This is a genomic window from Methylobacterium sp. D54C (assembly GCF_053345595.1).
This window is the reverse complement of the sequence record NZ_JBKFAK010000270.1, coordinates 1-280: the sequence shown is the minus strand read 5'-3', so window position 1 is coordinate 280 and position 280 is coordinate 1. Positions and strand designations below refer to the sequence as shown.

Sequence of the window (280 nt, the reverse complement as noted above, 5' to 3'; positions counted from 1 at the left end):
GCCCGCGAAGGTCATGGCGGCGAGCTGGCCGGCCTCCGTGGGGGTCAGCCCGAAGGCCACCACGATCGAGCCGAGCAGGAAGGTCAGGAGCGCCACGTCGATCTGGTCGACCAGCCAGGCGGACGCGATGACCGCGAAGATCCTGCGCTGGTAGCGCGACATCGGCAGCCGTTCGAGGCGCGCGGCGATGTCCGAGACGACCGGTCGCCCGTCCCCCTGAGATGTGTCGGCCAGCGGCACGGCGGATCCTTCCTCGACACCCGGACCGCCGCACGCGGTC

The 280-nt window shown here is 71.8% G+C and carries 1 pseudogene; it reads right to left on the bottom strand.

Annotation, left to right across the window (positions count from 1 at the left end):
- A pseudogene (locus tag ACLBYB_RS33480) lies at nt 1-240 on the bottom strand (MFS transporter); the annotation flags it as partial.
- Nucleotides 241-280: the final 40 nt, after the last annotated feature.